The sequence below is a fragment of the Streptosporangium sp. NBC_01810 genome (genome assembly GCF_035917355.1).
Lineage (GTDB): Bacteria > Actinomycetota > Actinomycetes > Streptosporangiales > Streptosporangiaceae > Streptosporangium.
This window is the reverse complement of record NZ_CP109070.1, coordinates 4,525,952-4,547,248: the sequence shown is the minus strand read 5'-3', so window position 1 is coordinate 4,547,248 and position 21,297 is coordinate 4,525,952. Positions and strand designations below refer to the sequence as shown.

The following is a 21,297-nucleotide window of genomic DNA, read 5'->3' as shown; positions in this document are numbered from 1 at the left end:
GGAACCGAGGTGTCCTAACGCAGAGGTGTTCTTCAGGGGGTGAAGCGGCGGCGCAACGCGCGGAGGGCCGTTCGGGCGGAGCGGGTGCGTAGCAAGAGTGCGGTGAGGGCGACGCAGGTGACGGCCACGGTGGTGAGCAGCCAGGGCTCATCGGTTTCCAGGACCTGAAGGAGGGCGAGGGCGATTCCGGCTGGGACGGTGATTAGGGTGAACACGACCACGGCACTGTTGACGTGCCGGTTCTCGTCGTCGCGGGTGAGCCGGTTGAAGTCGCCGATCTCGGTGAGAAGTTGCTCGAAGCGTTCGCGGAGTGCGTGCTGGCGCTGGTAGGCGCTCAGGAGGCGGTTCGGGATTCCGTGCGGGGTCAGGTGCTGTGCCCACAGCCGATGCCGGAAGGAGCTGACCTCGCGTTCGAGCTTGGCCATCGTCGCGGCCAGCGAGGAGTCCAGCGCGCCGGCCATGCGCTCCTCCAGACGGGTGAGCTCCTGCTTCTGCAGCATGCCGAGCAGGACCGCGTCCAGATAGATCGAGCGCAGGTACAGCTCCGCGTAGCCGAAGAACGGGTCGTCCCGTCCCTGATCGGTGCGCAGACCGATGACGCCCATCCCGTCGCGTAGGACGACGGCGTGCCAGTCGCTGGAGAGCCGGATGATCTCGTTGTTCGCCGGTTCGAGGTTCTTGGGATCGGGGGGATAGTCGGCCAGGCTGGTCCGGGAGGCCAGAGCCCACAGCCACTGGAGGGCAGGCGCCCATCGCCAGTAGCGAGGCTGCCGGTACAGGCGTGGCAGGCCCTGCCTGGCCGGGGTGACGAAGGAGACGGTGAAGGGACGGCTGCCCGGTTCGATGACGGCCTGGTCGCCGACGAGTTCCTGCGGGTCGAAATCAGCGGGCGGGGCATCCCTACGGCCGGCCAGCGTACGCAGCAACGCGATGGGCGTTTCTCGTCGGGGCCGCAGATGGATCGCCACCAGCCCACGGGCCTCCGGCTCGCCGGTCACCCGGAGTGCTTCGACACCGGTGATCTCGGCGTCGCCGACGATGCGATGAGAGGGGGCATGCCAGCGTCTCGGATGCGTCGCGTCGCCGTACAGCACGCGGGCGGTCTTCGCACTGTAGTACTCGCCACGCGCCTCGGTAGTGGAGTGGACCTGGCCGTGCCGCAGGACCAGCGGCCCCGGCTCCCAGGTGGGCGCGGCGGGGAAACGGGCCTCGTAGACGACGACAACGACCTGCCGCGCCAGACGGGTCACCGGTAGTAGTCCTCGACGTCCGGCAGGTCCAGTCGGATGACGTAGCGCGCGCGTTCGGAGTCCTCCGGGTCCACCAGGAACCGCACCCGTTCGCCGGTCCTGATGGTACGGAATCCCTCGGTCACGATGTCGGCGTACATGAAGGAGTGGTGGGCCTCGGTGTCGGCGTCGCGGACGATGTAGGTGCCCTGACGCCCGCCGTCCCCACTGCCATGCGGCATGCGGTCGACGATGTAACCGAACCGCTGGTCGCTGCTCATCACAGCTCCTCGACGCATCGGAAACCGACGGCGTTGCTGCATCCCCGCCGCCGGGACAACCCCTTGAAGGAGGTCTGCAGCGCACGGTAGGGATTGTCATAGGAGCCGCCGCAGATGACCACCTCGTTCAGGTTCTCCAGTACGGTGCCGGTGATCTCCCAGACGTTCCCGGCCATCTCCCGGATCCCGAAGGGGGAGACGTTGCCGGGGTGCGCGTCGACCGGGCCGGGCATGGCCTGGCTCAGCCGACCGCGATCGAGCTCCTCCCGCCACGCCTCGTAGGTGATCAGCGGACGGCCGCTCCAGGAGTCCGCGCTGTTGACCACGTTCAGGTCGATGTCGTCGCCCCAGGGGAACAGGCGGCCGTCGGCTCCCCGCGCGGCGGCCTCCCACTCCAGGGAGGTGGGCAGGCGTTTGCCCTCGAAGCGGGCGAAGGCGTAGGCGCTCCAGTAGTTGACGCAGACCGCCGGGTGGTTCTCGTACACCGGGTCGGTGAAGTAAGCCTGGACCTTGAGCCGCTCCTGCCACGGTTCGTGGGAGAACTCCGGCGGCTTGTCAGGGTGATCCCACTGCTGGGAGCCATGCAAGCGAACCGCTTCCAGAAAGCGGTTGTAGCGGCCGACGGTGACGGGAAATCGATCGAAGCGGACCGGCCGCTCGATGCGCCGCAGCATCAGGTGGTGGCTCGGCCCGACCAGGTAGCTGCCTGCGGGGAGAACGAGGTCGTCGGTGGAGGCGAGGGCGGAACGCCGGTGGAGGAACTCGCGAACCTGCTCGGTCAGGCGCGGACTCGCGTCAAGGATGACTTCCCGGTTGGCGGGCTCGCGGAGAAACTCGGCGGCCAGCAGCTCCTGGTAGGCGCCGTGGACGAAAGCCACCGCGGACGGCCCCGCGAGCCGGAACAACGCCCGAAGCCGGAAGGCATCGTAGGTGAGTCGGCCACCGTCGAACAGCACAATGCCCAGGTCGTTGACCAGGTCGACGAAGGTGAAGAACGTACGGCCCTGCAGGAAGGCCGACCCGAAATACGCCGTGATCGACGGCAGGTCCGCCGGGTCCGTGACCCGGGTGATGTGCTGCCAGGTCAGCTCGGCCAGGTGAGGAAGACCTTGGGCCCCGTCGAGATCCAGGTCGTCGGCCAGGCGCAGTTCCAGGGGCGAGGCGGAGGCGGTGACATCATGCAGGCGCAGCGCCGAGAAACGCGGCACGAGCAGCGGGTTCACCCCTTGGGCGTGGAGCTGCTGGACCAGCTTCTCCGACACCAGAGCGGTGCCGTCCAGCAGCCGCCGCACCTGCGGGGAGTCCTCCAGGAAGGAGACGCGGGAGGTGGTGACGACCGCCGATTCGGCCGACAGGACCTGGGCGATCTCGGTGAACAGCTCCAGGAAACCGGCCTGGGTCGCCGACGGCACCGCCTCGTCGATGCCATCCAGCGCGCACAGCACCGAACCGGAGCGGGCGAAGTAGTGGAACACCTCAAAGACGTAGGTGCTCTCCACGGCCATGTACGGGGTCAGCACGCGCGTGACGAACGCGCGAAACTCCTCGCCCGGCCGTTTGAGGCTCATGTCGAAGTAGAAGCGGTACCGGCGCAGGCTCGCCGTGGCCGACCGGGCGACCAACTGCTTGAGCAGCGTCGTCTTGCCGCTGCCCGACCGGCCGACGATGAGCAGGTTCCCGCCCGAGGCCGCCACCTCGTCCAGCAGCTGATCGGCAGCGCCGACCTGGGAGACCCGCTGCTCGCCCGTACGCTCGTCGGTGGTGAGCAGATCACCGGCGACCGTCAGCCGCCCGGCGTCCAGCAGTTGAGGGTAGGTGCCGACGACATCGGCCAGATGCCGGTCCAGATCGACGAACGCGTCCATGAACCGGTCGTAGGTGAGAACCCGGTAGTCGCCGCCCAGCGGGCTCGGCGCCTGAGCGATCCCGTTCTCCTCCAGGATCAGGAACCGGGTGAGCTTCGGCAGCCGGGTCTGCAACAGCTCGCCGTCGGTGGCCGCCAGGACCTGGGCCACATCGTCGACGTTCCTGCTCAGCAGCAGTTCGACGTACTCGCTGCGCAGGCCCCGCTCGCGGAAGAAGAGCTGGTAGACGGTGTTGCGGGACAGCTCGAAACGCTTGACCGGCTGGAAACCGAGCGTCAGATACAGCCCCGCCAGAAACTCGGCCTTGGCCGCTACCTCGGGAGCGAGCTTGGGCACGTCCCCGCTCAGGATGCCGCTGCCGGTGCTGCTGAACCAGGCCAGCACGTCCAGCAGACGGCGCACCGCGGTGAGCCCGTCCTCCTCGGCGATCTCGTAGCCATCGTGGGCGGACCGGTTGCGCAGCCGCTGGATGTCGCGCAGGGAGTCGAGGACGCCGCTGCTGCGGATGTGAGGCTGCGCGCCCTTGATCAGCTCGCTCAGGGTCTTCCCTCCGGGGTCGCCGGGTACGTTGTGGTGCCGCCAGAGCTGTTTGAGGATCCGCTCGGTGATCTTTCCGACCAGGGCGATCGCATTCTCCGGATAGCCGTCGCCGAGCGACTTGATCGGCCGCTCGAAGTCCAGGCCGAGATGGCGGGCGACCCGGGAGTGGTCGTCCAGCTCGTTCCTGAGCTGGAACAGACGAGTGTCGAGCTCGATGCTCACGCTTTCACCCCGAGTACGAAGGCGAACCGGTCCGGGAACCGTACCTCGGGGCCGGGGTGCTCGCGGCGGATCTCGGAGATTCCCGCTTCCAGCTCGGCGTCATCAAAGCTGGACAGCAGCGACATGTACCGGTTGCGGACCATCTGGGTGTAGTGCTCGACGGTGAACGCGAGCGGGAACTCGTCGTAGCTCAGCTCGGTGGCCAGGCCACTGCGGCCCATTGCGGTGGCGATGCCGGCGGGATCGGGCTGTCTCTCCTCGAAGAGCCTCAGCGCCGCGCCGAACAGCGGGTAGTCGATGCTCGTCGGCAGCATGACCACGAGCATCCGCCCACCGGGCCGCAGCAGGCGAGCCAGACCGGTCAGGATCTCTGGAGGATCGGCGAGGTGGTGGAGCACCTCCTTGAGCAGGATGGCGTCGTAGCCATCGTGCGGCGGCGCGATCCGCCCTCCGGCGAGGTCTTCGGCTCCCGCGTGCAGCGGGATCAGCCGCTCGTCGGCGGGGAGTCGCTCCAGCATCGCGAGGGAGGGGTCGGCGCAGACCAACGTGCTCGCGTGCCCGGCCAGACCGCGGGAGTAGAGGCCGGTCCCGCACCCGAGATCCATCGCCAGATCACCGGGGCCGAGGCGCAGGCGGTCGAGGATGTCGCCGGTCATCCAGCGGATGAACTCCGGACTGTAGGCCCAGTTCTCGTCGTACCTGTCCGCCAGGCGGTCGTAGTGAGCCCGCGTGACATCGCTCCGCACGAGACATTCCCTCCAAGCCACGGCATCAGGGCAAGCCTCAGCATCCGACGAGCGACAACACCAGTCAAGGAAGGGGCGCTCAGGTAGGGGTTTCGGTCGGTGCCCCAGAGATCTCACCGCTTGCCATGAAGTCCGATTCCGCCGGAAATCGACAGGAATTCAAGCGACACCCGCGTATAGGCTCGTGTGGTGGCGCTTTCCGATCTTCGACGTGAGATGGTGCTCGATGCCATCGCCGAGTTCGACCGGTTGGGCCGTGACGCCTTTCTTGAGGAGTACGGCTACCGCAGGGCCATCGGCTACTTTCTCGTCTACGACGACAAGCGGTACGACTCCAAGGCGATCGCCGGAGTCGCCTACCGAGGAGTCAGCGGCAGCCCCCTGCACCCTGGCGAGTTCTCCGGCGGGAACGCCACCGTTGCCCGGGTGCTCGGCGACCTGGGCTTCGAGGTGACGAAACCGGGGCAGGCTGCCGAAGTGCCCTCCGTCGAAGACCTCCTGCAGAAGGTCGACTCGCTCAAGCCCGCCGTGTCTCCCACGACCGGCGCGCAGAAACGGCACCAGCCGTTAACACTGTTGTGGGCGATCGGCCGCGCGGCCCAGGGCGAGCCACGCCTCACACCGTGGGAGAGCACCCACCGCGAACTCGGGCAGCTCATCGAGGAGTTCGGCCTTGAGGAGGACCGGCCCAGCCCGGAGTTCCCCATGCTGTGGCTCTATCACCATGGCCTGTGGGACCTGCCCGGCCACACCGACGTGCCACGCGCCAGCGGCTCGCCCGCGCAGCGATGGATGAAGGAGCAGCGACCGAACAGCGGCCTGCGGCCATGGGCGCATGAGATCGTCACCGACCAGGAGGGCGTCCGTGCCCAGATCGTCGTGAGGCTGCTCAGCGCGTACTTCCACGGCGCTGACCACAACGCACTTCTCGCCAGGATCGGGTTGAATCCAGCTGTCATTCGCAGTGGGTCCTCCACGCCTGGCCGTAGCGAGTCCATTATGGAGCGCGTCATCCGCGACTCCCTGCTCGCCGAGCAGATCAAGCGCGCGCACGGCCACCACTGCCAGATCTGCGGCGACCGTCTTACTCTCCAGCAGGGCTTCTACGCCGAGGGAGCACACATTCGCCCGCTCGGAAAACCGCACAACGGTCCCGACGAGCCCGGCAACCTGCTCTGCCTCTGCCCCAACCACCATGTTCTGTTTGACCGGGGCGCGATCGCCATCCAGGCCGACCTCGCGGTGATGAACATGGCCTCGGGCGTCTCACTTGGCCCCCTGCGACTCGCCCCGAACCATGACATCAACCCGGAGCACCTGGCCTACCACCGGAAGGTCATCACCGAGCAGAGCTGAACCGGCAGCGAGCCTGAGAATCTGTAGGCCGGCCTCGGGTGAAGTGACCGATCTAGGATGTGGACCTCATTCGGCGCAGGTCAGCCGTTAATACCTGGCCGTGAGTGCTGGAGTTCGACGTCGTTTATCTGGGTCAGTAGATCCTGGACGTTTCTGGCTTCGATGAGGTTCCCCCCGTACGACAGCCACCGATGGTGTGGGATCACGAGGTTGCGTCTGAGGGCTTGTAGAGCTCTTCGAACGCGATTGGACTGTTCATGTCGATGCTGGAATGACGCCTATACGGGTTATACCAGCACTCGATCCATTCAAACATCGCTCTGGCCAACTCGGCTCTTGTTGACCATTTATTAACGTCGAGCAGTTCGAGCTGCATCGTTCCCCAGAACGATTCCATCATGGCATTGTCGTAGCATTATCCGGCTAATGATCTCGCGTTCTGGTGTTGGCCGGTTAACGCTTTCAGCTCGTGCGGGCGGTGAGCCGGCGGAGTTGTTCTTCGTGATGCCGGACGCGGGCAGCGATGGCATCGAGAGCGGCTCGGAGAGTGGCGATCTCGTCGGTGAGGCCGGTGAGGGTTCCGCTGGTGGTGGTGCGGTGCCGGTGCTCGTCGATGACGGCCCGGAGGGTGGGGTTGCGGTAGAGGGTGGTGCGGCCGAGTCCGGTGAGGGCGGCGACGGCGGTGAAGGTGACGGGGTGGCCGTCGTGGTGGAGTCGGGCGCAGGCTCTCTCGACCCGGTTGAGGGTGTTGCTGCTGGTCATCCGGTTTGGGCCTCGCTGATCAGGTTGTCGAGTCGGGTGATGAGTCGGCGGTGCCGTTCGGCTTCGGTGATCCAGCCTCGATTCTCGGCGTCTTGGGCGAGAGCTTCGGCATCAACGCGCTGAGCGGCGAGGATGGGCAGTGAGCTGGGTTTGGCGTGGAAGCTGGGGCAGTGCTCGCAAATGTTGGCGTAGGTGCAGGCGCCCTGGGCCGGCGCGCGGAGACAGAACCCGCCGGACATCCTGGACTTGATCAGCGGGGTGTCCTTCCAGCCCGCTCCGCCGGTGATGTCGGCCAGAGGCAGGCTGATGCGGCCGGTAGCCGGGATTCGGGCCTGCTGTTTGGCCAGGTCGAGGGCGCGCTCGTATTCGGCGCGGACGGTGGTGTCGAATAGTCGTCCGTAGCGCAGGCTCATCTCGGCGGAGGCGTGTCCCAGCAGCGCCATCAGTGCTTGCAGCGAGACTCCGGCGTTCACCAGAGCGGTGGCGTAGGTGTGCCGGAGCTGGTGGGAGGTGATGTGACCGAGCCCGGCCTCTTGGGCGGCGCGATGGAGTTCGGCACGCACCGCTTGCTGTCCCAGACGCCGTCCCAGGTGGGTGAACAAGAACTGAGCCGGACGCCGATAGCGGGGATGCGGCATCGGTCTGCCGTGCGAGCGCAGGTCGATGATCTGATCGATCAGGTCGAGGATCTCCTCATCAAGGGGGACCATCCGCTCGGTCTCCAGCTTCCCGAGCGGGATCTTCAACCAGCTGCCGTGGCCGGGAACCTCGTGGACACAGTCCAGCTCCAGATCGAGCAGTTCCCCGATCCGCAGTCCGCAGGCGCGTTGCAGCCGCAGGGCGCAGGCGGCCAGTTCGTTGCCGGGGCGGTCCCGGAGAACCTCGGCCAGGCGACGGTCGGCATCGACGGGCAGGTAGCGGGGCAGGACCTGCGGAAGCTTTGGGTTGTCGTCGCGGAACACCAGCTTGCGGGCGGGGGCCTCGGCCCAGCCCCACTCGGTGATGTCGGTCAAGAACCCCATCACCGCGAGCACCCGCCGGGACCGGTCCGCGACGGTGATCAGCTCGTCGTTCTTGGAGTTGACCGCGTCGACCAGCGACGTCAGGTAGGGCTCGATATGCTTGCGCCGCTCCAGTGAGGAGATCGAGTCCAGGGCGGGGTCGGTCTGGGCGAGGAACACCCCGAAGTGTTTGAGCCGGGTCGCGATCGCCGAGACCGTCTTGGGCTGGCAGGTCGCACGTTTGCGTTCCAGGTAGGCGATCATCGTCTCGCGGATCGGGGCCCGTACTTCGGCCAGTCGTTGCTCGAATGGGACCGGCCCGCCCGAGCGGGGCAGCTCGTCGACGATCCCGAGGTGGAACAGGACGCGCTGGGCATTGCTGACCGCGGCGAGGTAGTGGTGGTGGCCCTTGCCGGTGCGGTCCTGCCGGTCGGTGCAGGCCGTGGTGAACTCGGCCAGGTCGGCCAGTGTGAGCTCCTCCAGCCGGCGGCCTGCTTGGATGAGCAGCCGGGCCGGCACCTGGGAGCCGGTGGCGAACCGGACCCGTGCGGTGAACCCCAACTCGGCCGCCCCCGTCATGAACCGATCCAGATCCGCGCCGATCGGCGAGTCGGTGACCTCCCGCCAGATACTGGAGAGCTTGCGTTCCAGCAGATAGTCATAGCCCGGCCGCAGCCCGCCGTGCAGCATCAGGAACGTGATCAGCGGCCGGGTCGCGCTGTTGGCGGCAAGCCGGACCGCCAGCGGCTCGGCCGTCCAACGCTCAGGAGCGGGCCAGCGCCGGAAGAACGCGCGAGAGGCTCTTTCGTAGGAGACGTTCCCCCGTCCGGTCTGCCGCAGATACTCCAGATAGGCGGCGTGCAGGTCAGGGCACTGCTGGTCAGGGTTGGGCGCGCATGCGGTCACGGGCGGCATCGAACTCGGCTTTCACGTGGGCGGGAGCCAGATGGATGTAACGGGCGGTGGTGTCGACGTGCGCGTGGCCGAGCAGGGCCTGCATCACCGCGAGATCAACCCCGGCTTCGGCCAGGGCCGTGCCGAACGTGTGCCGCAGCGCGTGTGGGTGCCCGCCGACGATCCCGGTGAGCTCGCGGTGATAGCGGAAGATCGTGCGCAGGCCCGCCGCGGTCAGCGGCCTGCCTCGGCTGGGGCCCTTGGCCACCAGGAACAGTCTGGCGTTGTCGGAGTCGGGGCGTTCGGCCAGCAGATAGACCTGGATCACCGAGGCGACGTCGGCGTCCAGCGGGACCCGCCGCTCCCGCTCCCCCTTGCCGACCACCTTCAGCCACCGGCCGCCGATGTCGGCATCGGCGGCATCCAGGCTGAGCACCTCGGCAGAGCGCAGTCCGCAATACAGCATCAGTCCCGCGATCGCCTTATCCCGCCAGGTGTGAAAGCTCGCCAACAGCGCGGCCGCGTCGGACTGAGACAACGCCTTGGGCAGGCGGCGTGGTTCGCGAAGCCGCAGCGAGGAACGGTTCTTCGGCCGGCGGACCGTGTGCGCGAGCATCCCCGACCGCTCACCGGGCACCCGCCAGCGGGCCTCCCGGCCCTTCGGGACCGGGTTTTTGGCCTCCGGGTCGCGCATCGAGGCGAACGCGAACAGCCCCGAGATCGCCGCCAACCGGCGGTTGATCGTCGTGGCGGCGTACTGATCCATCCGGCGGCCCGACAACGCGACCACGTTCGGACCGGGACGGCCGGGGACCTTCGCCTCCCGGCAGGCCCGCAGGAACTTCAGCAGCACCTCCGTCGTCACCTCGGGCAACGGCAGGTCCTCGGCGGCGAGCCACCGGCAGAACGCCAGCAGGTCATACCCGTAGGCACGGACTGTCTTCGGCGAGTAGTTCCGGTCGGCCAGATGCGCCAGGTACTCATCCACCAGCACGAACCGCGCGGCGGTCGGCCCAGCCAGCTCCCAGCCGCCGTCTCGTTCCTCAAGCCGAAGTCCGGACTCTGTGATCACGAGAAACAGATGTACCGGCGATGACCACAGCAAGCCAGCAAGAACCACGCTTCGGCGTGTCGCTGACCTGGGGAAACGCAAGAGTTAGCCGGTTAAGAGGGAATCTCCGACGGTTCCCATCGAGCCGAGGAGTTCAGCATCGCGGAGCCGTTTCCCATACGAGAACGATGTGTACTGTGTTCCGTGGTCAGAATGCAGGACCGTCTTCTTGCTGGGCGGGTTACGGCGGGCGACGGCCATGACCATCGCGTCGACGACCAGAGCGCTAGTCTGGCTTATGTCGATAGAATGGCCGATGATGCGACGAGAATAGGCGTCCATGACAGCGGCGCAATACAGTTTCCCTTCGTCAGTGGGGTGCTCGGTGATGTCGCTGACCCACAGCCGGTCCGGCGCTTCCACGGTGAAGGCCCGGCGGACCAGATCCTCCTCGGTGGCGGCGTTGACGAGGTTGCGGCGGCCCTTGCGCCGGTAGATGCCCTGGATGCCGGCCTCGCGCATGAGCCGTTCGACGTGCTTGCGGTTGATCTCCAGGTCCAGGCCGAGCGTCAGCTCCGCGTGGACCCGCGGTGAGCCGTAGCTGTAACGTGACGTCTTATGGATGTCACGGATCAGCTTCAATAGTTCGGTGTTTCTTTGGTCGCGTGGAGACTGCGGCCGGCCAACCCAGTCTTTGTAACCCGATCTGGAAATGTTCAACACCCGGCAGGCCACCGCGACAGGAAAGTCATCATCGGCGAGTTCACGGACCAGCGCGTACCCTATTTTGGGAGCACGTTCTCCCGGGCGAAATACGCAGCAGCCCGCTTGAGGGTCTCATTCTCCAGCTCAAGCTGCCGGGTTCGACGCCGCAGATCGGAGAGTTCCTTCTTCTCCGCGCTGGTCAGCTTCGCGCCGCCGTTGTCATCGGTGTCGGCCTGGCGCATCCAACTCCGCAGACAGGAATCGCTGATACCCAGGTCTTTAGCAAGGACAGAGACCGGTTTATCACCCTTACGGGCAAGCTCGACGGCACGCTGACGGAACTCGATCGGGTGAGGTGCAGGCACGAAGCACTTCCTTCCCAGCCGACACAGGGTCAACTCAGGTGAGGTGGCCGTGCTACGGGGGGAAGCTCACGATGGGTCCGGGGGCATTGGCAAGCCAGCGAGGGAAGGCCCAGTAGCGGCGGGCCCAGCGGCGCCAGAGGATGACCCAGCCGGGGTGGCGGGCTTCCAGGTCGCGAGCCAGGTCGGTGGCGTTGTCCGTGCTTGCCGCCTGGGGTCCGGTAGGTACGAGATCTGCTCCGCGACGGCGGCGGCCTTTGGGACTTGCCGGTGTGGCCACGGGAACCGTCACTTTCCGTGGTGGCTGGGGTGGGGGAGGCCGGCGTCCCGGACGAGGGTGGGATCAGGTCCGTGGACGCCGGCCTTTTGTACGGTCCACGCCTGGCACGGGGGAGTCGGCGTGGACCGGCTCCGGGGTGAGCGGGGATCGGGGGGATCCCGTCTGCCCGGAGGTCTGGGGGGGTTAGGGCTGCTGGGGCTGGGTGGGGAGGTCGAACCAGACGCCGGTGCCGAGTTGGCCGGTGCCGCACAGCCGGGTCCATTGGGTGCCGCAGCGTCCGTGGGTGAGTTCGGTGACGATGCGCAGGCCCCGGCCGCCGAGTTCGAGGTCGTCGATGCGTTCGGGGATGTGCGGGGGGCGGTTCAACAGGTGGTCGATGAGGGTGGTTCCGGCTCCGGCGTCGACGACTTCGGCGCGGACGGGCAGGCCGTGGTCGTGCAGCAGGCGCAGTTCGTAGGGGCCGGGGGCGTAGCGGGTGGCGTTGGTGACCAGCTCGGAGACCACGATCTCCAGCTCGTCGAGCACGTCGGCGGCCAGGGGCAGCTTGGCCAGCTGGTCACGGAACAGCTCCCGGGCCCGCCGGGCCGCACTGGTGGGAGGCAGACACCAAGCGGTCATTCGGAAGTGACCATGAGATCTGCCGTGCCCGCCGGGGTCCGGGACGGGAACGTGCTCGGTGAGCATCGTCGCTCCTAACGGGTGGGAAATGGAGACGTTTCACCGGCGGACGGGAACCGGCTTCGGTAGGTCACCCATGGCGGGATGGGGCGCTTCTTATTGGTGCGTTCGCGGAGTGTCTTTTCTGCTCATCCGGTTGTAATGAAGTGATTGCAGAGAGTAGCGTGATGGTGGCGGGTTGAACCCGACGGCCTCAAGAAAACCCCGTCACTCACCTCACGAACAGACGATTCTCGTTGTCCAAGGTTGTCCAAGCCGATGGGAGGTCCAGTGCGGCCTGTGCAGGTGGATTAATCAGATTTACAGTCCAAGAAAGGAGGAGATGCGAATGTCCGGACGAGTGCCCCCGCAACCCGGCGGAGTTTTCGTTCATCCTTTGAGTTACGTCCGCGCCGAACGCGGATGGACCTACCAGGACCTGGTGACCATAATCGCCAGGCGAGTCGGCAATATGGCGCGAAGAAGAGAGAAGGCGTGGCGCTGGGAGCATTGGGGCACTATGCCCGATCGTGATACGCAACTCGCGCTGGCAGCCGAGCTCGGTGTCAGCGAGGAGCTGCTCATCACGCATCCCTGGCCAGAGTGGTTGCCGGTCGGCGACCCCATCGGCGTCGACTTCTCCTGGGACCAGGCGGGCAGCATGCTCGCTCTCAACCAAGCACTGGAGAAGGCGATGATGGACCGACGCGGCTTCATGCAACTGACCGGAATGAGCCTGACGGCGTTCGCGACCGACTGGCTCAACGTCGAACCGACCCAGCTCATGTCCGTGCTGCGCGGTGGCCGGATCACCGAAGAGTTCGTGGCCCAGATCGAGGCGGGCCTGCCCCGCCTGCGCCTGCTGGGAGACAACTACGGCGGCCAACGAGCCCGCAAGCTCCTCGACGCCGAGCTCGGCATGGTCGTCGAGGTGCTGGAGAAGTCCTCCTACACCCCGGCTATTGCCCAGCGCCTTCACGGACTGGCCGCAGAACTCGGACGCCTGGCCGGTTTCGCCTCCTTCGACGCGGGCCTGCATTCCGCGGCTCAGCGCTACTGGGTCGCAGCCGTCCACTCCGCGCACGCGGCCGGCGACCGCGCCACGGGCGCGAACATCCTCAAGTCGATGGCCCTGCAGTGCTACGACTTCGGTAAGTTTGCCGATTTCCTAGCCATCGCCCGAACCGCTTACGAGAGCGCCGGGGACGTCACACCGCGTACCGCCAGCATGCTGGCCGTACGTCTGGCCTCGGCTTACGCGACCGTGGGCGACACGACTGAATCCCATCGCCTCATAGGAATCGCCGACACCCAGTTCGGTCGCGGTACGCGCGACGACGACCCCTCATGGGTGGGGTGGTTCGACGAAGGAGCTTTCCACGACAATGTCGGCGCGTGTTATCTCCATCTGGGTAATCTGCGGCGTGCGGAGTCGTACTTGGACAAGGCACAGGAAGGTTTCTCCCCGAACAGACGCAGAGACTATGCCACCTACCTGATCAGGCGTGCCCATGTCCAGAACGACCTCGGCAACGCCGACCAGGCCGGTGACCTACTCCACCAGGCGGTTCCACTGATCGAGCAGGCCCCCTCCCAACGCAACATCGGCAAACTGCTCGCTGTTCGCGATCGCCTCCCCAACGACACCCGCCGAAGCGACCTCGACCAACGGCTGTCCACTCTGACAGTGTGACCGTTCCCGAACTCCGGCACGTCGCCGTCGTCACTGAAGCCAACTGCGGCCCAGGTCGGTCACAGGAGGTCGCGTACGTGCCGGATGAAAGTGTGCCACTCGCCTGGTCGCGTGCTCTTGTACCCGCTGTGCTTCAAGGTCAGCTCCAGGGTTTTTCTGAGCGGGCGAGGCGACTGCATGATGGCTTCGTTCCGCTCCGCGAGTCTGAACATCTCCTGCTCCGTGGGGAGCCGGTTGCTCTTCTGGCCGTTGCACCCCGCGTGCGTGGGAGCCAGGTTCCAGATCGCGTCCAGGTCGGGTGCCGTCCCCTTGCCGCCGGAGGGAAGGAGCCTCCTGAACGAGAGGGGAAACACGTGGTCGACGGCGATGCTGTCGATGCCCAGCGTGATGGGGTCCGTGCAGATCAGGCAGAGGCCGCGCTGGAAGCCGATGACCGCGTCCGTAACGCCGGCGACCGATCGGCGTCGCTGCCGGTCGGTGATCTGCAGGGTGGTCATGTCCACGACAACACCCTCACGGATCAGGCTCTGGCCGATCCCGATGGCGAAGGACGTCTCCACGATGCTCCAGCGGGCTGACAGTTCACCTCGCAGGCTCGTGGCCTGCTCCGACAGGGCGATGTCGCGGAGTTCCCTGCTCAGCCGGACGACCCGTTCGTGGGAGCGGCCGGTCACCTCGTAGAAGCGATGTGGCACCTCCGCTCCTTCGCCGCGCAGGTTGTGGAACTTCCGCATCACCATCCTGGGCATGGAGTCGATAGCCGCCGCCAGTAGTTCTTCGGTGGGGCTTCCGAGCCTGAGTGACTCCGCGGCCTCTCGCTCGGCTACCGAGAGGAAATCCTTCTCTCCCCGTTCGCCCTTCTGGGATACCTGCGGTGCCTGGCCGAGATGCCGTACCAGCCCCATCGCGTACGGCACCGCCAGGTCTCGGAGCAGGATCTCCGAGCGGCCTTCGGCGGCGGCGTCCAGGAGCGCGGCGCCGAGGGCGAACTTGTAGGTGCGGGTGTTCGCCCCTACCAGTACGGCCATGCGCCACGAGGAGCGTGGGCTCTGTTCCCAATGAGAGAAATCCATAGGCCGTCACCCTGGGTGTGTATTTGCCGAAATACACACCATTTTCACTGCTCGTGCCGGGGAACGCGCACGACGGAGGAGCCCGGTAGTCTCTGGGTTTTCCGAAGGAAGCCGTACGTGCGCGAAGGAGTGCTCTGAGATGGGGAAACTCGTGCGGGACAGGATTCCGGAGATCATTCGGGAGCAGGGCAGGGAGCCGGTGGTGACCGTCCTCGGGGAGGCGGACTACCGCGAGGCTCTGCTGGAGAAGCTGTTCGAGGAGTCGACGGAGCTGCGCGAGGCCGCGGTGACCGAGGTGGCGGAGGAGATCGCCGACGTGCTCGAAGTGCTGCGGGCCATCGCCAAGGTCCACGGGCATGAGTGGATGGACATCGAGAAGGTCGCGGAGGCCAAACGAGCAGGGCGGGGGGCGTTCCTCGAACGGCTCTACCTCGACTGAGAGTGCCGCCGAGCCGGCCCTCTGGTCTCAGGAGAGACAGGCGAGGGTCAGGGCCGGGGGCGGTGGTTAGCCGTACTGGGGCTTTGGCAGGATCTGGCGGCGGCCGTCGTGTGCTTCCGGCAGTTCGGCCGACTGGGTGGCGAGCATCGTGGAGCCCCCAACGCCTGGTGCCGAGAGCCTCGTCGGAAAGTAACGTGGCCAGCGCACAGCGCCCGGCGGGTAACCTCCCCCCGACGTAGGCCCTCCGAGCCGAGTTCAAGCGGTGGTCATCAACTGGAGTGGCTAGAACAGCGGCAATGTCTGCTCAGCGTCGCCCAAGGGCACACCCGCCACGTTATGCAGCCCGGCAACAGTCAATGCATCCCCGTGGGGCAGTTCATGAATGAGCATGCCAAGAAGGAGCCCGGCGCCGACCGCGTCCCACAGGGCGCGGTGCGATTGTCCGCCGGTCAGTTTGGTCACCTCGTCGCTGAGTTCGTAGTAAGCGAGGAGTGCGGTCAAGGATCGCCGCTGAGCGCCTCCGTGGATGAGGCGGGCGAGTTTGAGCGTGTCGACGAGGAAGGCCGGGTGGATGTCGGGGCAGCGCAGTGACAGCAGCCGCCAGTCCACGTTGACGTTGTGGCCGACGATGGTCGTCCCGTTCAGTCGGCCGGCCAGCTCCGGTTCAATGGCATCCAGTGGTGGGGCCAGGCCAAGCACGTCGTTGGTCAGGCCGGGCGAGGACCAGGGGCGGCGGTGGATGCGCCGCCCCGGGTTCACCATCGAGTCGTAGGCGCTCTGCATATTTGGGCGCCCATCGACCAGCGGGACGACTCCGACCTCCAGGATCGCCTCGTGCTCATGGTCCTGGCTGCCGCTGCCCTCAAGGTCGAAGGCGACCAGAGGCGCGGTGTTCCATGGCTGGTCGTGCATGGTGTGGCTCTCCTGCGTCAATCGTCTTCGTGACGGGCTGCGGCGGTGAGCCGGTCCCGCGCCTGGTTAAGTTGCGCCTGCTCCTCGGGGCTTAACTCGTAGCCTTGCAGAGCGCGGCCTCGCACCGCTGGACCTGAGCCTCACCGACGGGTGGCCACGGTTCTCGGTCGCTCCGGACGGCTGCGGCGGGCCATGAAGCGGAGAGCCAGGTACGTTTCACCCGGGTGGTGTCTCGCGTGTCCACCGGGGTGGCTCTCGCCTGGCGGCTTCGATCGCCGCGCGGGTGGGACGTCCGACCGACTCGGGGACCCGGTCGAGGGGGATGCCGAGTGCCTCAGCCCAGAGGTCGCGCCAGGAGAGCCGCCGGGCGGCTTTCCGCTCGGCGCGGTGACGGCGACGGTCGACCTCCGCCCGGGCCGCGGACTCGTCCCGCAGCCACGGCGGGGTTTTCCGGAGCAGCCCCGCGACGTGGTCGGCGGCCCAACGGCCGCTTGCCGGACGGAGCCGCCGGATCACGTCGGCGGGTATGCCGAACATCTCGGCCACAGACTCGTCGGACAGCCGGGAGGCCACTCGGGCGGCCTGGTCGACGGCGGCTCGCTCGGCTCGGTGCCGCTGGGAGACTTCTTCGGCGGCACGCCGTTCCTCCGTGTGGACGGCTCGTTGCAACTCCACCTCCGCCCGCGCCCGCAGTAGCCAGGGAGGAGATGAGGAGACCGCCTCGCGGAGGAGGGGAGCCAGTAGGTGGCCGCCGAACTGGGGCAGCTCGGCTGGGACCATCTCAATGGGCACACCCAGCTCCCGTTCTGCGTCCCGTGGCGAGACCAGGAGACGCATGAGCTCCACTGATCTCGGGGTGAGTTCGGCGAGCATCGCCTCCAGTTCGGTACGAGAGAGGCGGGCATCGCGCAGGATCTCGGTGAGCGGTGGGACACGGGGGGCCGCCATGCGCTGAAGGGGTCTGAGAGGCCCCGGCCAGACGCCGGCGGCGGCCATCAGCGCAGCGGTCCACAGGAGGACCCGCACGCAGTCCGCGTCGAGGGCGGGCTTGATCGTCTCTATCTCCGCGCGGGCCACGACGGCGCGTGCGAGGTTCAGCTTGCGGGTCTGAACGGCCTTCCTGGCGGCCTCGGAGCGGGAGACCGCCCGCGCAGCGGCGCGTAGCTCGGCGTCCGCGCGGACGTGGTCGGCCAGAGCGTCCACGTCAGCGGCACGGTAGTAGCGGACGGTGAGGGTCCGGCCGTACTTCCGGATCTCCTCGGTGGCCACGGGTGCCAGACCGGCGGCGGCGGTGATCCGTTTGAAGCGGTCGGCAGAGACGCCGAGCCTGGCCGACGCCTCGGTAATGGTGCAGCGGCGCTCCGCGGCGAGTAGTCGCCGGAAGTGCTCGATGTCGGCTTCGGCCGCCCTGACGGAGACGGGATCGAAGGTCCGGTCGGGAAGGCGCCGGAGCAGGCCGGTCGTGGCCGCGAGCTCGATCTCCCAGACGCTGAGCCCGAGCGACTGCCGGACCGCGTTCCTGCCCAGGCCCCGTGCCATGGCCCACCTCCCGTGTCGGACGCCAGTGTGCCGGGCCGCCACGACATTTCAGTGAGTCGTTGTCTCGCGGCGGAAAGTAACCGAGATGCCGTCGTGGGTGTCGCAGACGTCATCACCCAGTGGATCGCCGTTACCGGTGACGGCGGCTTCACACTGTGCGCTGCGCCGTAGGGCGCAGGTGCGCGGGGTGATGGCAGCCGGGTGCCCACAGCCGGTGGCGCATGGCCACTCGCTCGTCAGGGACCGGCCTGCACCTCCGACGTGGGGGAAAGCTGAGTCGGCCGCTGAAAAACCGGTCGCTGTGCGAGGTGGGCTGCTTCTACGCTCAACAACCATGACCTTCGAGTGGGCTCCGCTGGGCAAGGGCGACGTCGGGGCGTGGGCGGAGTTGCTGGTGGCGATCGATGCGGTCGATCAGGTCGGGGGGAGAGCCGACGCGGACGACCTCGCCGAGGATCTCGCCAACCCGTTGCTCGATCCCGTCGAGGGCACGCTGGGGGCGTGGGAGTCCGGCCGGCTGGTCGGGTACGGGGTGACCATGGCTCGGGCCGCGGCCGACCCGGTTCATCGGGTGAGCCTGTGGGGCGGGGTCCATCCGGAGTACCGGCGCCGGGGGCTGGGGGGTCATCTGCTGGAGTGGGCGATCGGCAACACCCCGGTGCTGCACGAGCGCCGTTTTCCCGGGCAGCCGCTGGAACTCCATGTCGAGGTGGACACCCGCAACGAGGGCCTGCGGGCGCTGGTCGCCGGGGCCGGGATGGAGCCGGCCCGGTGGTTCTACGGGATGACCCTCGACCTGGGCGCCGAGTTGCCGGAGGTCTCACCGCCGGATGGGCTCCGGATCATCACCTATCGGGACGAGCTGGAGGATGCCGTCCGGGAGGTGCGCAACCGCTCGTTCGTCGACCACTGGGGGAGTGTCCGGCACACCGCGGAGTCCTGGCGGAACACCATCGTCGGGGTGAAGGTGTTCCGGCCGGAGGGGTCCTTCGTCGCGCTGGACGCGTCGGGGGAGAGCGTGGGCATTCTGCTCACCCACTGTTTCGAAGCCGACACCGAGGCGACCGGGGTCCGCGAGGCGTGGATCCAGATCATCGGTACCCTGCGCGAGTGGCGGGGGCGTGGGGTGGCGAGCGCGCTGCTCGCGCACGCGCTGGGCGAGTTCCGCGCGCAGGGGTACGACAAGGCCGGGCTGGGGGTGGACGCGGACAACCCGACCGGGGCCCTCGGCATCTACACCCGCGCCGGGTTCGAGATCGCGCACCGCACGGTCGACTACGGGCTCCCGCTGGTCCCGGCGGTGACGTGACAACCGGGGTCTCGGTGACGTGACAACCGGGGTCTCAGTGCTTGCGTTTCCTGCCGCGGCCACTGGGGCGGCCACGCGCGCCGGGTGCGGGGCTTGGCACGAGGCGGAGCCGGCCGCTCCGGGCCAGCATCGGCTCGTACACCAGCGCGCGCAGCTCCTCCAGGGCCGCTCGCGCGGGATGCCCCGAATCCAGCACCTCCGCGATGAGTTCGGTCGCGTCCCTGCCGGCCGACTCGCGGAGCTGCCCCATGACGGCCTCGGGGCCGCCCAGCTCCAGCAGGAGGATCAACCCCTCGGCGAGTAGCAGTGAGTGCTCGTCGGTGCTGAGATCCTCGGGGTGTAGCTTTCCCGCCTCCAGGAGGGCGGTCAGGACGACGGGCCCCAGCACCGGATCATGTCGGAGCCTCGCCTGCATCGACCGGCCGTCGGGGAGCGTCTCCACCAGGGTGGAGAGCATGGCGGAGGCGCGGGTACGGAAGGGGCAGGCGCGTATGGCGTTCAGAAGCGGCTCGACGTCACCTCCGTGCGCCGCCAGCCAGCCTTCAAGCTCGGCCGCCGCCGTCTCCTGGGTGTAGTGCTGGGCGAGCACCCCCAGCAGTTCGCCTGCCGTGGCGTCCGCCAGCTCCCCGAGCAGCGGGGCGTCCCGCCCGTCGGCGAGCAGCCGCTCCCGTACGGCTCGGGTGCCCAGGGGTGTCAGCCGCACCAGCGGGCCGGGCTCCGCCAGGCGTGGCAGGAGCCGGGCGCGTGCCTCGGGCGGCAACGGCAGATCGTCCTCGGTGAGTTCGGTGAGTTCGGTGAGTTCGGTGAGCTCGGCGAACTCGGCGAACTCGGCGAGAACGCCGGGACGCAGGTCGCTGGAGTACAGCTCGTCGGGCACGCCGTGGCTCGGCTCGACGGCACCGAGGCCGGCAAGGACGTCGAACACCGCGAGCAGATCCCTCTCGACCCCACGACGCCAGAGGTCCTGACGGAAGTCGTCCTCCTCGGAGTCGAGCAGGAAGTACTCCTGGCAGGCCAGCCATACGGTCTCCTGCAGCCGGGCCACGGGCATCGGGATCGGCATGCCGTACATCGTGTTCAGCACGTCGGGCAGCAGCAGGTCGAACGCCGTGACGAGCATCGAGGAGCCGGACCACCCGAAGATGGGCGTGCAGATCGCGGGGCCCAGCTCGAAGACCGCCTCGAACGCGCGCCGCCACAGCGCCTCCGGGTCACGCAGGACGGGGGCGGCCTTGGCCACCGAGACCAGGCGGCCCTTGCGCACTCGCACCAGGCCGGTCTTCTTCGCCCACGCCAGCAGGAGGCTCACCCGGGGCATCTCGGCGGAGCTGCGTACCCGCAGATCCTGCTCCCCGGTGCCCAGCAGCGCTGCCAGCTCGCGGGCGTCGGCCAGCCGCAGGTTTCCGGTCTTGGTGAGGGGCTGCCCGCCCGCCCCCACCCAGCCGGTCAGGGCGGCCAGCTGTCGTACGACCTCGCTCCGGGCGGCCTCGGCGGCGAGTTCGGCGGCGGACGGGAGGGCGACGGGATTCTGGGGGAAGGCCCGCTCGTCGTGGGGTCCGGCGCCGGTGAACTCGGCCTCGAGAAGTTTGTCGAGCACGTCGGCGTCGACCTGTATCCGGCCCGCGTTGACATCGCGCTGGAATCCGGCCAGGGCCCTTTCACTGTCGAGGACGATGCCGTTGTCGAGGGCGGTCTGCGCCCAGAACTTCCCGATGCCCTGCCGGGTCGGGTCGGCCAGCGCCGCCGGATATTCCGCCGAGGCCTCGGCCACGGCCGCCTCCAGCTCCGCCGGGGAGGCGCCCCGAGGGTCGCGCAGGCCGGACGCGGCGAGGTAGCGCAGGAGCGTCAGCAGGCTTTCCGGCGCGGTGGCGAGGACATCCCGCTCGGCCATCAGGTGCCGGGGAATCCATTCCAGCAGGAAACGCCGCACCTGTCGCGCGTTCCAGCAGGCCAGCCGCCCGTCGCGGCTGCGGTGCCGCGCGTCCAGGGCCGCCATCAGCATCGCCTCGTCGGCCCGCAGGCCGTGCTCATCCGCCCAGGCGAGGCAGCGGCGGACCAGCAGGTCCTTCGCCGACTCGAACTCCTCGGCCTCATCCGGATCGAAATGCGTCCGCACCATGAACCCCCGTACTCATGTTGCCGTGACCAGGTCGAGTCGCTCGTTCTCGACCGCTCTCGCTGTCCGTGTCATGTCCCGGACGTTCCTTTCCGCCGGGACGGTGTGTGCGGGTCGGTGGCCAGGCCGGCCAGGAGGTCGTTGAGGACACGTTCCCTTCGGCACGCACGGACCTATCGTGCCATCACCGCTGACAGCGCGGGATCCAACGGAGCCGGTACGGGCGGCCGGTAGGGGAACCGCTGAGGCAGTCGTCCCGTTTTCT

Annotated in this window: 19 protein-coding genes; 4 read left to right on the top strand and 15 right to left on the bottom strand. The window is 67.7% G+C overall.

Annotated elements, in window-relative coordinates; genetic code table 11:
* Positions 1–32: 32 nt before the first annotated feature.
* The 4 genes from OIE13_RS19675 to OIE13_RS19660 are packed head-to-tail and all read right to left on the bottom strand — an operon-like array spanning position 33 to position 4,883.
* Positions 33–1,250, bottom strand: a complete 1,218-nt coding sequence (locus OIE13_RS19675; RefSeq protein ID WP_326828516.1) for a hypothetical protein — start codon at positions 1,248–1,250, stop codon at positions 33–35.
* Positions 1,247–1,510: a hypothetical protein gene (locus OIE13_RS19670; protein WP_326637723.1), complete on the bottom strand. Its 264-nt coding sequence runs from the start codon at positions 1,508–1,510 to the stop codon at positions 1,247–1,249. The genes OIE13_RS19675 and OIE13_RS19670 overlap by 4 nt, the downstream gene beginning before the upstream one ends.
* Positions 1,510–4,137: an SUMF1/EgtB/PvdO family nonheme iron enzyme gene (locus OIE13_RS19665; RefSeq protein ID WP_326828515.1), complete on the bottom strand. Its 2,628-nt coding sequence runs from the start codon at positions 4,135–4,137 to the stop codon at positions 1,510–1,512. Before OIE13_RS19665 ends, OIE13_RS19670 begins: the two co-directional genes overlap by 1 nt.
* A complete protein-coding gene (locus tag OIE13_RS19660; RefSeq protein WP_326637727.1) occupies positions 4,134–4,883 on the bottom strand; it encodes a class I SAM-dependent DNA methyltransferase in 750 nt (249 codons plus the stop codon). The genes OIE13_RS19665 and OIE13_RS19660 overlap by 4 nt, the downstream gene beginning before the upstream one ends.
* A gap of 189 nt (positions 4,884–5,072) precedes the next feature.
* Between OIE13_RS19660 and OIE13_RS19655 the strand changes: the two genes are divergently transcribed.
* Positions 5,073–6,239: an HNH endonuclease gene (locus tag OIE13_RS19655; protein WP_326637729.1), complete on the top strand. Its 1,167-nt coding sequence runs from the start codon at positions 5,073–5,075 to the stop codon at positions 6,237–6,239.
* Positions 6,240–6,441: 202 nt separating this feature from the next.
* On the opposite strand, the gene OIE13_RS19650 is transcribed toward OIE13_RS19655, so the two are convergent.
* From OIE13_RS19650 to OIE13_RS19620, 7 genes are all read right to left on the bottom strand, one after another.
* Positions 6,442–6,639, bottom strand: a complete 198-nt coding sequence (locus OIE13_RS19650; protein WP_442815983.1) for an IS3 family transposase — start codon at positions 6,637–6,639, stop codon at positions 6,442–6,444.
* Between the two features lie 62 nt (positions 6,640–6,701).
* Positions 6,702–7,001 carry a DUF6262 family protein gene (locus OIE13_RS19645; protein WP_326828514.1) on the bottom strand — a complete coding sequence of 100 codons (300 nt, stop codon included), beginning with the start codon at positions 6,999–7,001 and terminating at the stop codon, positions 6,702–6,704.
* A complete protein-coding gene (locus OIE13_RS19640) occupies positions 6,998–8,908 on the bottom strand; it encodes a tyrosine-type recombinase/integrase (RefSeq protein WP_326828513.1) in 1,911 nt (636 codons plus the stop codon). Before OIE13_RS19640 ends, OIE13_RS19645 begins: the two co-directional genes overlap by 4 nt.
* Entirely contained in the window at positions 8,883–9,968 is a 1,086-nt protein-coding gene (locus OIE13_RS19635; protein ID WP_326828512.1) for a tyrosine-type recombinase/integrase, read from the bottom strand. The genes OIE13_RS19640 and OIE13_RS19635 overlap by 26 nt, the downstream gene beginning before the upstream one ends.
* Positions 9,969–10,052: 84 nt before the next feature.
* The gene (locus tag OIE13_RS19630) at positions 10,053–10,682 is read right to left on the bottom strand and encodes an IS3 family transposase (protein WP_326828511.1); all 630 of its coding nucleotides are present in this window, start codon (positions 10,680–10,682) and stop codon (positions 10,053–10,055) included.
* Positions 10,683–10,729: 47 nt separating this feature from the next.
* Entirely contained in the window at positions 10,730–11,017 is a 288-nt protein-coding gene (locus tag OIE13_RS19625; RefSeq protein ID WP_326828510.1) for a transposase, read from the bottom strand.
* 460 nt (positions 11,018–11,477) lie between these two features.
* The gene (locus OIE13_RS19620) at positions 11,478–11,978 is read right to left on the bottom strand and encodes an ATP-binding protein (protein WP_326637731.1); all 501 of its coding nucleotides are present in this window, start codon (positions 11,976–11,978) and stop codon (positions 11,478–11,480) included.
* Positions 11,979–12,471: 493 nt separating this feature from the next.
* Here OIE13_RS19620 and OIE13_RS19615 point away from each other — a divergent pair, with 493 nt between their 5' ends.
* Positions 12,472–13,644 (top strand): hypothetical protein, encoded by a 1,173-nt coding sequence (locus OIE13_RS19615; RefSeq protein WP_326637732.1) that lies wholly within the window; start codon positions 12,472–12,474, stop codon positions 13,642–13,644.
* Between the two features lie 59 nt (positions 13,645–13,703).
* Here OIE13_RS19615 and OIE13_RS19610 read toward each other — a convergent pair whose 3' ends face one another.
* Positions 13,704–14,717, bottom strand: a complete 1,014-nt coding sequence (locus tag OIE13_RS19610) for a hypothetical protein (protein WP_326828509.1) — start codon at positions 14,715–14,717, stop codon at positions 13,704–13,706.
* A 139-nt stretch (positions 14,718–14,856) separates the two neighbouring features.
* On the opposite strand from OIE13_RS19610, the gene OIE13_RS19605 reads away from it, so the two are divergent.
* Positions 14,857–15,156: a nucleoside triphosphate pyrophosphohydrolase gene (locus OIE13_RS19605; protein WP_326637736.1), complete on the top strand. Its 300-nt coding sequence runs from the start codon at positions 14,857–14,859 to the stop codon at positions 15,154–15,156.
* Positions 15,157–15,438: 282 nt separating this feature from the next.
* Here OIE13_RS19605 and OIE13_RS19600 read toward each other — a convergent pair whose 3' ends face one another.
* Together OIE13_RS19600 and OIE13_RS19595 are read right to left on the bottom strand one after the other, a co-directional pair.
* Positions 15,439–16,068: a 3'-5' exonuclease gene (locus OIE13_RS19600; RefSeq protein ID WP_326828508.1), complete on the bottom strand. Its 630-nt coding sequence runs from the start codon at positions 16,066–16,068 to the stop codon at positions 15,439–15,441.
* Positions 16,069–16,284: 216 nt separating this feature from the next.
* Entirely contained in the window at positions 16,285–17,607 is a 1,323-nt protein-coding gene (locus OIE13_RS19595; protein ID WP_326637740.1) for a hypothetical protein, read from the bottom strand.
* 334 nt (positions 17,608–17,941) lie between these two features.
* On the opposite strand from OIE13_RS19595, the gene OIE13_RS19590 reads away from it, so the two are divergent.
* A complete protein-coding gene (locus OIE13_RS19590; protein WP_326828507.1) occupies positions 17,942–18,916 on the top strand; it encodes a GNAT family N-acetyltransferase in 975 nt (324 codons plus the stop codon).
* 34 nt (positions 18,917–18,950) lie between these two features.
* Here the strand turns inward: OIE13_RS19590 and OIE13_RS19585 are convergent, their stop codons facing one another.
* Positions 18,951–21,035 (bottom strand): hypothetical protein, encoded by a 2,085-nt coding sequence (locus OIE13_RS19585; protein ID WP_326828506.1) that lies wholly within the window; start codon positions 21,033–21,035, stop codon positions 18,951–18,953.
* Positions 21,036–21,297 lie beyond the last annotated feature (262 nt).